General features: G+C 67.4%; 8 protein-coding genes. 2 read left to right on the forward strand and 6 right to left on the reverse strand.

The window, feature by feature from the left end:
* Positions 1-44 precede the first annotated feature (44 nt).
* The 6 genes from mmsB to ABD134_RS07110 all read right to left on the reverse strand — a co-directional run bounded on the left by mmsB (position 45) and on the right by ABD134_RS07110 (position 7043).
* Positions 45-1019: a 3-hydroxyisobutyrate dehydrogenase gene (gene mmsB, locus ABD134_RS07085; RefSeq protein ID WP_344228117.1), complete on the reverse strand. Its 975-nt coding sequence runs from the start codon at positions 1017-1019 to the stop codon at positions 45-47.
* Positions 1020-1059: 40 nt separating this feature from the next.
* Positions 1060-2130, reverse strand: a complete 1071-nt coding sequence (locus ABD134_RS07090) for an enoyl-CoA hydratase/isomerase family protein (RefSeq protein WP_344228119.1) — start codon at positions 2128-2130, stop codon at positions 1060-1062.
* Positions 2131-2141: 11 nt separating this feature from the next.
* Positions 2142-3278 carry an acyl-CoA dehydrogenase family protein gene (locus ABD134_RS07095; RefSeq protein WP_344228121.1) on the reverse strand — a complete coding sequence of 379 codons (1137 nt, stop codon included), beginning with the start codon at positions 3276-3278 and terminating at the stop codon, positions 2142-2144.
* Positions 3279-3367: 89 nt separating this feature from the next.
* On the reverse strand, positions 3368-5077 hold the full coding sequence (locus tag ABD134_RS07100) for a cytochrome b/b6 domain-containing protein (RefSeq protein ID WP_344228123.1): 1710 nt from the start codon (positions 5075-5077) through the stop codon (positions 3368-3370).
* A gap of 129 nt (positions 5078-5206) precedes the next feature.
* Entirely contained in the window at positions 5207-6196 is a 990-nt protein-coding gene (locus ABD134_RS07105; protein WP_344228125.1) for an electron transfer flavoprotein subunit alpha/FixB family protein, read from the reverse strand.
* A 64-nt stretch (positions 6197-6260) separates the two neighbouring features.
* The gene (locus tag ABD134_RS07110) at positions 6261-7043 is read right to left on the reverse strand and encodes an electron transfer flavoprotein subunit beta/FixA family protein (protein ID WP_344228127.1); all 783 of its coding nucleotides are present in this window, start codon (positions 7041-7043) and stop codon (positions 6261-6263) included.
* 231 nt (positions 7044-7274) lie between these two features.
* On the opposite strand from ABD134_RS07110, the gene ABD134_RS07115 reads away from it, so the two are divergent.
* Together ABD134_RS07115 and ABD134_RS07120 are read left to right on the forward strand one after the other, a co-directional pair.
* Positions 7275-7790: a thioesterase family protein gene (locus tag ABD134_RS07115; RefSeq protein ID WP_344228129.1), complete on the forward strand. Its 516-nt coding sequence runs from the start codon at positions 7275-7277 to the stop codon at positions 7788-7790.
* A gap of 122 nt (positions 7791-7912) precedes the next feature.
* Positions 7913-9655 carry an AMP-binding protein gene (locus ABD134_RS07120; RefSeq protein WP_344228131.1) on the forward strand — a complete coding sequence of 581 codons (1743 nt, stop codon included), beginning with the start codon at positions 7913-7915 and terminating at the stop codon, positions 9653-9655.

Here is a 9655-nt window from a genome sequence, read left to right on the forward strand (position 1 = left end):
GGGTGGTCGGTGCTGTCTGCGGCGTCGGGGTGGGCGGGACCGGCTCAGGCCGAGGGACCGGATCGTTCGCGGATCTGCTCGATGATCCCCGAGAAGTCCTTGGTGCCGCCCTGCCCTGAAGCGAAGGCCGCGTAGATCTCCTCGGCCAGCAGACCGATCTGGCTCAGGGTGCCCGTGGTCTCGATCGCGTGCTTGGCCAGTCCCAGGTCCTTGGCCATCAGGGCGGCGGCGAATCCGGGCTGATAGTCACGGTTGGCCGGCGAGGTGGGCACGGGGCCGGGCACCGGGCAATTGGTGGTCAGAGCCCAGCATTGGCCGGTGGCGGAGGAGGCGACGTCGTACAGGGCCTCGTTGCTCAATCCCAGTTTCTCGCCGAGCACGAAGGCCTCGGACACGGCGATCATGGAGGCGCCGAGGATCAGGTTGTTGCAGACTTTGGCCGCGAGCCCGTTGCCGGGCTGGCCACAGTGGACGACATTCCGGCCGACCACGTCCAGGACGGGACGGACCTCTTCGAAGTCGACCTCGGCTCCGCCGACCATCATGGTCAGGGTGCCGGCCTCAGCACCGACGGTGCCGCCGGAGACCGGCGCGTCCAGGGTCCGGTGACCGGCCGCCGTCGCGATCTCGTGCAGGGTGCGGGCGTCCTCCACCGCGATGGTGGAGCAATCCATGAACAGCGTGTTCGGGGCCGCGGCGGCCAAGAGGCCCTCCGAGGAATCGTTGCCCTGATAGGCACCGAGCACGTGCTTGCCGGCCGGCAGCATGGTGATGACCAGTCCCCGGTCGCCCGACGTCGCGGCCCGGACCGCGTCGGCCCCGGACGCGGCGATCTCGACACCTGCGGCACGAGCCGCTTCGAGCGCCTCCGGGACGAGGTCGAAGCCGTGGACGGTGTAACCGGCCGCAACGAGGTTGGCGGCCATGGGACCACCCATGTTGCCCAGGCCGATGAAGGCGATGGGCGGGTGGGGCCCGGTGGATGCGCGGGTGTCGTTGCGGTGGCTGGTCTCGGTCATGGCAGTTCTCCTGGCAATTGTCCTGGGGTGCTTCAGAGGGTCAGAGGGTGAGTCCGCGGCCTTCGACGGGGGCGGTCAGGGCGGTGATCTCGTCGGCTGTCACCTGGTCGAGCGTGGCCGGCTCCCACTGCGGGTTGCGGTCCTTGTCCACGAGTAGGGCGCGGATGCCCTCGGGGAAGTTGTGGGCCCTCAACAGGTGGTAGGTCAGTCTGTAGTCGGCCTCCAGGACCTCCTGCACCGAGCGGGCCTGCGCCGCGCCGCGGACGTGATCCAGGGTGATCTTCACGGAGGTCGGGCACTTCCCCAGGATCGCCTCGGCCGCCGCAGCGGCCTCCGGGGCGCCGTCGGCCTGCAGCGCGGCGACGATCTCCTCGGCGGTGGTCGCGCTGTAGCAGGACTCGATCCAGCGCTCGTGCTGGGCCAGCGGCGCTGGTGGGACATCATCGGCGGCCGTCGCGACGGCGGCGATCGCCTCGTCCGCGCCCGTGGACACGAGGGCAAGGGCCAGTTCCTCCAGCCGTGCGGCCGGGACGAAGTGGTCGGCGAAGCCGGCAGCGAGGGCATCGGCTCCCGTGACGTGACCGGAGGTGAGCGCCATGTGCATTCCGAGGTGCGAGGGGGTGCGGGCCAGCATCCAGGACCCGCCGACGTCGGGAAAGAAGCCGATGCCGGTCTCCGGCATTCCCAGGCGGGTGCGCTCGGTGACGATGCGGTGCGAGCCGTGCGCGGACACACCGACGCCACCGCCCAGGACGATGCCGTCCATGAAGGCCACGTAGGGCTTGGGGTACTCGGCGATGAGCGAGTTCATGGCGTACTCGTCGGCGAAGAACACGTCACCGTCTTCGGGATGTCCCTCGGTGATGGAGCGGTAGACGGAGACGATGTCTCCGCCGGCGCACAGGCCCTTCTCCCCCGCGCCGGAGATGAGAACGGTGTTGACGGACGCGTCGTCCTTCCAGGTCTCCAGGGTGGCCTTGATGGTTTTCACCATGCCGTGGGTGAGGGAGTTCAGCGCCTTCGGGCGGTTGAGGATCAGGTGGCCGAGGTGACCGGCACGGCGGATGAGGACCTCGGGCTCGGTGTCAGTGGCGGGCGTATCGGTGCTCATGGGGTGTCCTTTCAGCCGTCAACGAGCATGCGGCCGACGATCAGCCGCATGATCTCGTTGGATCCCTCGAGGATCTGGTGAACGCGGAGGTCACGGGCGATTTTCTCCACCCCGTACTCGTGCAGGTAGCCGTAGCCGCCGTGCAGCTGCAGGGAGGTGTTGGCCGCCTCGAAGCCGGCGTCGGTGGCGACCTTCTTGGCCATCGCGCACAGGCGGACCGTGTCCGGGTCCTGCCGGTCCAGGGCGTCCGCGGCGCGCATCAACAGCGTGCGGGCCGCCTCGAGGTTCATGTCCATCTCGGCCAGATCGAAGACGAGGGACTGTTTGGTGGTCAGCGGCGCCCCGAAGGCGGTCCGCTCCTTGAGGTACGCAGTGGCCTTCTCCAGGGACGCCTGCCCGCCGCCGAGGGAGCAGGCTCCGATGTTGATACGGCCGCCATTGAGCCCCTTCATGGCGATGTGGAAGCCGTCGCCTTCCTCCCCGAGACGGTTCGCGACCGGTACACGGGCGTCCTCGAAGATCACCTGGCGCGTGGGCTGGGTGTTCCACCCCATCTTCTTCTCCTTCGGACCGAAGGAGAGCCCCGGCGTGTCCTGGTGGACCACGAGCGTGGAGATGCCCTTGGCTCCGGTGTCCGCGGTCCGGCACATCACCACGTAGTACTCGGACGCTCCGGCGCCGGAGATGAACTGCTTGACGCCGTTGAGGACGTAGTCATCACCGTCCCGGACGGCGCGGGTGGTCAAGGACGCCGCATCAGAGCCGGCGCCGGGTTCGGTCAGGCAGTAGCTTCCCAAGTCCTCCATGGTGACCAGTTCCGGGACCCATTTCGCCCGCTGCTCGTCCGAGCCGAACGAGTCGATCATCCAGACCACCATGTTGTGGATGGAGATGTAGGCGGCCAGGGCAGGGTCCGCTTTGGACAGCTCCTCGAAGATGAGGACGGCATCCTTGCGTTCCAGGCCGGCGCCTCCGTGGGCCTCGTCCACGTAGATCCCGCCGAGGCCCAGCTTGCCCGCCTCAGCCAGGACGTCGACCGGGAAATGCTTCTCGGCGTCCCACGTCAGGGCGTGCGGGGCGATCCGCTCGGTGGCGAAATCGCGTACCACCTCCACGAGTGCCTGCTGATCCTCAGTGATGCGAAGCATGATCTCTGTCCTTTGTTCGGTATCGCGCCGGGGTGTGGGCGACAGGATGGTCCCATGCCCTTCCCGGATCGCGGGTCGGGACAGGGAGGCTATTTGGAGACTTTGCCCATGGTGTTGGCGATGGATGTGGTGAACAGGGGCTTGGTGAGGAACCAGGCCGCGGCGATGACCACCAGTGACACCAGGAAGATGACCAGGCCCCACCAATCCGTGGCTTCCCGGGAGGTGTACATGTGGTTCAGGTTGGCCAGGGCCCCGGTGAAGAACACCAGGAACACGTGCACCACCGTGAAGCCCACGAAGTAGAGCATCACCGGGAAATGCGTGGCCCGCGCCCACTCGACCGGATAGATCTTGTTCAGCCTCTCCGCGTTGTCCGGCCACCAGGTCGAGAACCGGATCCCGGACAGGATCGCCAGCGGGGCCGCGATGAAGACCGTGACGAAATACGCCACCACCTGCAGGGCGTTGTAGTGCACCCACCCGTTCTCCGTCGGCCAGTCCAACGAGGCGTACTGGATCGCCCCGGAGAGCATGTTCGGGAACACGTCCCAGTCCGTGGGCACAATACGCATCCAATGCCCCGTGAGGACCAGCAGGATCACGAAGATCAGCCCGTTGAGGACCCAGAGCACGTCCAGGGACTGGTGCAGCCACTGCGTCAGGGACACCTTCTTCGGGGTGTTCCCCTTCGGGGAGAAGAACGAGCCCTTCTTCGCCGTCCAGTAGCCCGGGGGTTTGCGCTCGTTGCGGACCTGCAGGCCGGTGCGGATGATCAACACGATCAGGAACATGTTGAAGAAGTGCTGCCAGCCCATCCACCACGGCATGCCCTCCGGGGCCGCCTCCAACTGGGTGGAATGACCGTCATAGGTGGCGATGAACTCCTGGACGCCCTCCAGGGTCCGCAGCCACCGGGCACCCAACACCACGGCGACGGCCACGACCACCAGGGAGCCGATGATCACGGCGGGCTTGACCCACGGGCGCTCCGGCTTCGGCGGGGTTGCCGCACCGGCCGGACCCGGCGTTCCTGCCGCACCGGTCGAGCCCATCCTGCCCGCCGGTCGGTTGGCCGAGGCGGTCCGAGTGGCGGTTCCGGACGTGGGGGCGGTGCTGGTCGCAGCGGGGTTTGCGGTCGTAGCGGAGGGGACCGTGGCCGGCGGCGTGGAGCCGGTCGAGGCGGTGGCCGCCGGGGTGGAAGCAGCCGCCGGACCGGCGGCGGGGGCGCCACCCATACGGGTCTTGGCCGGAGCCGGGGTCCCTCCCATCCGTTTCTTCGGGACCGCTGCCGCTTCGCCGGCCCCGGGCACCGGAGCCTCGGACGCCTGCACCGCCTGGTCGGCCGCCGGGGTGGCGGCTCGGGCCGCCGGAGCGCCGCCCATGCGACGCTTCGATGCGCCACCAGCCGGAACATCCGGCACGTTCGCAGCGGTCGTGGCTGCCGTTGGCCCACCTGCGGCTGGCTGATGGGCCGGTGTCTCCGGGCCCGCCGGTGACCCGTCCTGTCCGATGGCAGCGGCCGTCGTGGCGGCTGCGGCTGGAGCCGGTGCGCTGCCCATCCGGCGCTTTCGCGTCGGTGCTGACGGGGCCGCAGCAGCGGGGGCCGGGACCGTTGACGCCGGTTCCGATTGCTCCGCGGCTCCCGTACCTGTGCCCCCTGACTCCGGCACCTGGTCCTCCAACGAGGCCGGGACGTCCTGGTCGGTGGTCCGGGCCTCGGGCTGTCTGGCCGGCGGTGTATATCCGGCCATGCGGCGCCGTGCCGGAGGCTGTCCCGGGTTCTGCTCGCTGCTCATGGTGGTATTCAGTCCTTCAGAAGGGATCATGACGGTGCGCCAGATGCGCCGGGGAGGAAGCGGCCGGATCGGCCTACGCCACCCGCAAGCCTTAATGGCTTAATGGTCTGCAGGCGGGCGGCGCGGGGATCAGTTGCGGCGCTTGCCGATCTCCTCGATCAGCTGCGGGACCACGGTGAACACGTCCCCGACGATCCCGAAGTCCGCGATCTCGAAGATCGGGGCATCCTCGTCCTTGTTGATCGCGATGATCGTCTTGGACGTCTGCATCCCGGACCGGTGCTGGATGGCTCCGGAGATCCCCAAGGCCACGTACAACTGCGGGGTCACCGTCACACCGGTCTGACCGACCTGGTAGGACTGCGGCACATAGCCGGCATCGACCGCCGCACGGGATGCCCCCACCGCCGCGCCGAGCACATCGGCCAGGTCCTCGACCACGGAGAAGGCCTCCTTCGAGCCCACCCCACGACCGCCGGAGACCACGGCCTTGGCCCCGCGCAGCGCGGGACGCTCCGAGGTGGCCGGGGCCTCACTGGCCGAATCGATCACGGCCCCCTTCGCGGTCTGTGTGGACACCGATGCCGTCGTGACCCCCGGGGAGGCCACCGCCTCAGCACGAGCCTCGATCGAACCGGGGCGCACGGTGGCGATCATCAGGCCCCCCTCGACGGTGGACTCGGTGGTGAAGTCCCCACCGAACACCGCATGGGACGCGACGACCTCCTGGCCCTCCTCGTCATAGGCGATGCCGACGACATCGCTCGCCACCGACCCACCGGTTACGATCGCCAGACGCCCGGCCACGGCCTTGGAGTCATTCGTGGCGGAGGTCAACACGACCGGTGCCGAGAACGCCTGCACCGCATCGGCCAGGGCGCCGACGGCGGCGGACCCCAACTCGGTAGCCGCGGACTCCGACTCGGCCAGGTAGACCTGTGCTGCCCCCAGGGCTCCCAGCTCGGCGACCAGGTTCCCGGACTGGCCGGGGGCGGTCACCGCCACCGCCACGGGGTTCCCCAAGCCGGCAGCGGCGCCCAGCAGGCCCGCCGCCGTGGACTTCGGGGCCCCCTGCGCGGTGGTCTCGATCAGGACCAGTACATTTCCAACATTCGCCATGTGCGTGCTTCCTTCAGCTCAAAAGTCTCGTGCGGTTCTCAGATCAGATCAGGGCTCGCCGGGCTCAGATGAGCCGGTTCGTGGCCAGGAACTCGGCCAGCTGTGCCGCAGCAGTGCCATCATCGGCAACCTTCGGCCCGGCCTCCTTCGGCGGGCGGGCAGCGGCGGAGACCATCACCGACCGAACCGAGGCGGCCTCCGGGCCGGCCTGGATGCCCAGGTCCGTCAACGACCAGTTCTCCAACGGCTTCTTCTTCGCCGCCATGATTCCCTTGAAATTCGGGAACCTCGGCTCGGCCGTCTTCTCCGTCACCGAGACCACCGCCGGGTAACCGGAGGAGACCTGCAGGGCACCGCCGTCCACCACAGCCTCACCGGAGACCTTGTCCACGGCGATCTGGATCTTGTCCAGGCCCGGCAGCACCGGCAACCCCAGTACCTCGGCGACCATGGCCGGGATCATCCCGCCCCGACCATCCGTGGCCTCGTTGCCCGCCACCACCAGATCGACGCCCCCGACCTTCTCGATCGCTGCGGCCAGCACCCGCGCCGTCTGAACCATATCCGACCCGGCCAAAGCCGCATCACTGACCAGGACTGCGGAGTCCGCGCCCATCGACAGCAGCTTCCGCAGCGTCTTCGTGGCTTCCTCCGGACCCATCGTGACCACCACGATCTCGGTGTCCTTGTTCTCGTCCTTGAACGCCAGCGCGTTCTCCAACGCCCGCTCATTGATCTCATCCGGCACCGGCTCCGACGCGGCACGGTCCAAAAGCCCCGACTCCAGATCGATCTTCCGATCCGACCAGGTATCCGGAACCTGCTTCGCCAATACGACAACCTTCATGGAGCGCTCTCCTCGACACGGGGTGATTTTCGATCTGCGGACCAAGGTACTAGGGCGCCCTAGTAATTACTAGGTCTTCCAATCGATTGAGTGTGAAGGCAAGATCAGTAGTTCTATGGAAAGTGGTCACTGCTACTCTGCCGAAAGGCCGCCCGGACCATCCCGGATCGGTCTGATCAACTTTCAGACGCGAAGCAACCAGTCGTTCGCATCTACGCCGAGGAGTCCTTGATGGCCGTTGTCAATGCCGTTCCGAGCGCTGAAGAAGTCCTCCACGTTCCGGTGTCCTGGACAGACGAAGTCCACCAGGACTGGATCGACAGGAATGGGCACATGAACATCCGTCACTATCTGGACCTTGGCGGCTTGTCGACGGACCAGATCGTCCGTGAGCTGGGCATCGACGACGACTACCGCGCCGACCGCCGCATGGGTGTCTTCACGGCAGAGCAGCACCTGACCTATCTGCAGGAGATGCACCTCGGCACGCCCGTCACTGCCCATGTCCGGATCCTGGAACGCAGTTCCAAGGTCTGTCACCTCGTCGCCCTGATCATGGACCGCGAGAAGGACCTGCTCGCCTGCATTTTCGAGACCGTCCTGGTGCACGTCGACCTGGACAGCCGTCGCGGCGTGGAGTTCCCCGACGACGTAGCCACGGCTTATGACCGCCTTCTCGCGGCTGACCAGGCCAGCTATTCCTGGCCGGCCCCGGTCTGCGGCATCATGGGCCCCCGCGCACGCTAGCCACGCGGCATCTCACCAAGCCGCCCACACAGCTCGATCCTTGACCGGATCCCCCTGTGGGAGACGTCGCCACATCAGTAGTCTGGCGTCACACTTCATCCCGTGACTGAGAGAGGTCCCCCATGACGCAGTCCGCCGCCGATACCTTCCGGCAGGCCCGTGACCAGCTCCTGGCCTGCCGGACCGATCCGGACCAGGCCCACGCATCCTTCACCTGGCCCCGCTTCGAGCAGTTCAACTTCGCGGCGGACTGGATCGATGACATCGCCTCAGGGCCCCGAGCCGACCAGCCGGCTGTGGTGATTGTCGAGGAGGACGGCAGTGCAGAACGGCGCAGCTACGTCGACCTCTCGCAGCGTTCCCATCAGGTCGCCGCGTGGCTCACGGCACTCGGCGTCCAGCGGGGCGATCGGGCCATCGTGATGCTCGGCAACCAGATCGAGCTCTGGGAGGTCATGCTGGCATGCTTCCGCCTGGGTGCCCCGGTGATCCCTTCGACCGTGATGTTGGGAGCCTCCGATCTGGCAGACCGCATCGAGAGGGGCAAGGCCTCCTGGGTGGTCACCACCGGCGCCGAGACACCCAAGTTCGACGATGTCCCGGGCGGGTTCCAGATCATCCAGATCGGCGAGCGCACCGACGGCTCGTCAACGCGGCGACCGGTCCACGACTGGGATGACTCCTTCAACGCCCCCACACGGTTCCAGCTCAACGAACCGACGGCCGCCGACGAAACGCTGCTGCTCTACTTCACCTCCGGCACCACGTCGAAGGCGAAGCTCGTGGAGCACACCCACACGTCCTACCCGGTCGGCCATCTGTCCACGATGTACTGGATCGGCCTCGAACCCGGCGACGTGCACCTGAACGTGGCCTCCCCGGGGTGGGCCAAACATGCCTGGTCCAACTTCTTCGCGCCCTTCATCGCCGAGGCCACCGTGTTCCTCTACAACTACGGACGGTTCGACGCCTCGGCACTCATGAGTCAGATGGAGAAGGAGTGCGTCACCAGTTTCTGCGCGCCACCCACCGTCTGGCGGATGCTGATCCAGGCCGACCTCACCCAGCTCAAGACCCCTCCGACCAAGGTGGTGGCCGCAGGAGAACCGCTGAACCCCGAGATCATCGCCCAGGTCGAGAAGGCCTGGGGAACCCAGATCCGCGACGGGTTCGGACAGACAGAGTCCACCCTGCAGGTCGCCAACACCCCGGGACAGCCTGTCCGGCCGGGAGCCATGGGACGGCCACTACCCGGTTACGATGTCGTCCTCATCGACCCGGACACCGGTGCCGAAGCACCCGACACCGGAGAACTGTGCCTCCGGCTGGACCCGCGGCCGGTCGGGTTGACCGTCGGGTATTGGGGAGACCCCGAGCGGACGGCTGAGGCCTTCCGCGACGGCGTCTACCACACGGGCGACATCGTCAGCCGTGACACCGATGGAGTCATCACCTACGTGGGCCGCAACGACGACGTCTTCAAGGCCTCCGACTACCGGCTCTCCCCCTTCGAGCTCGAATCCGCCGTCATCGAGCACCCGGCGGTGGCCGAGGTCGCCGTGGTGCCCTCCCCGGATCCGCTCCGACTCGCGGTGCCCAAGGCCTACGTCCGCTTGGCGGAGGGCTGGGAGCCGAACGAGGAGACGGCCCGAGCTATCCTCCAGCACTGCCGGGAGCACCTCGCTCCGTACAAGCGCATCCGCCGCCTTGAGTTTCACGATCTGCCCAAGACCATCTCCGGAAAGATCCGCCGCGTGGAACTGCGGCGTCGGGAGACCGAGGTCCATCCCGACGGCGGCGCCGCGCCATCCGTAGCTGCCCACGGCTCTGCGGCAATCGAGTACACCGACGCACTGCTGCGCTGA

Origin of the sequence: Citricoccus alkalitolerans, assembly GCF_039528175.1 — a bacterium.
Taxonomy (GTDB): Bacteria; Actinomycetota; Actinomycetes; order Actinomycetales; family Micrococcaceae; genus Citricoccus; species Citricoccus alkalitolerans.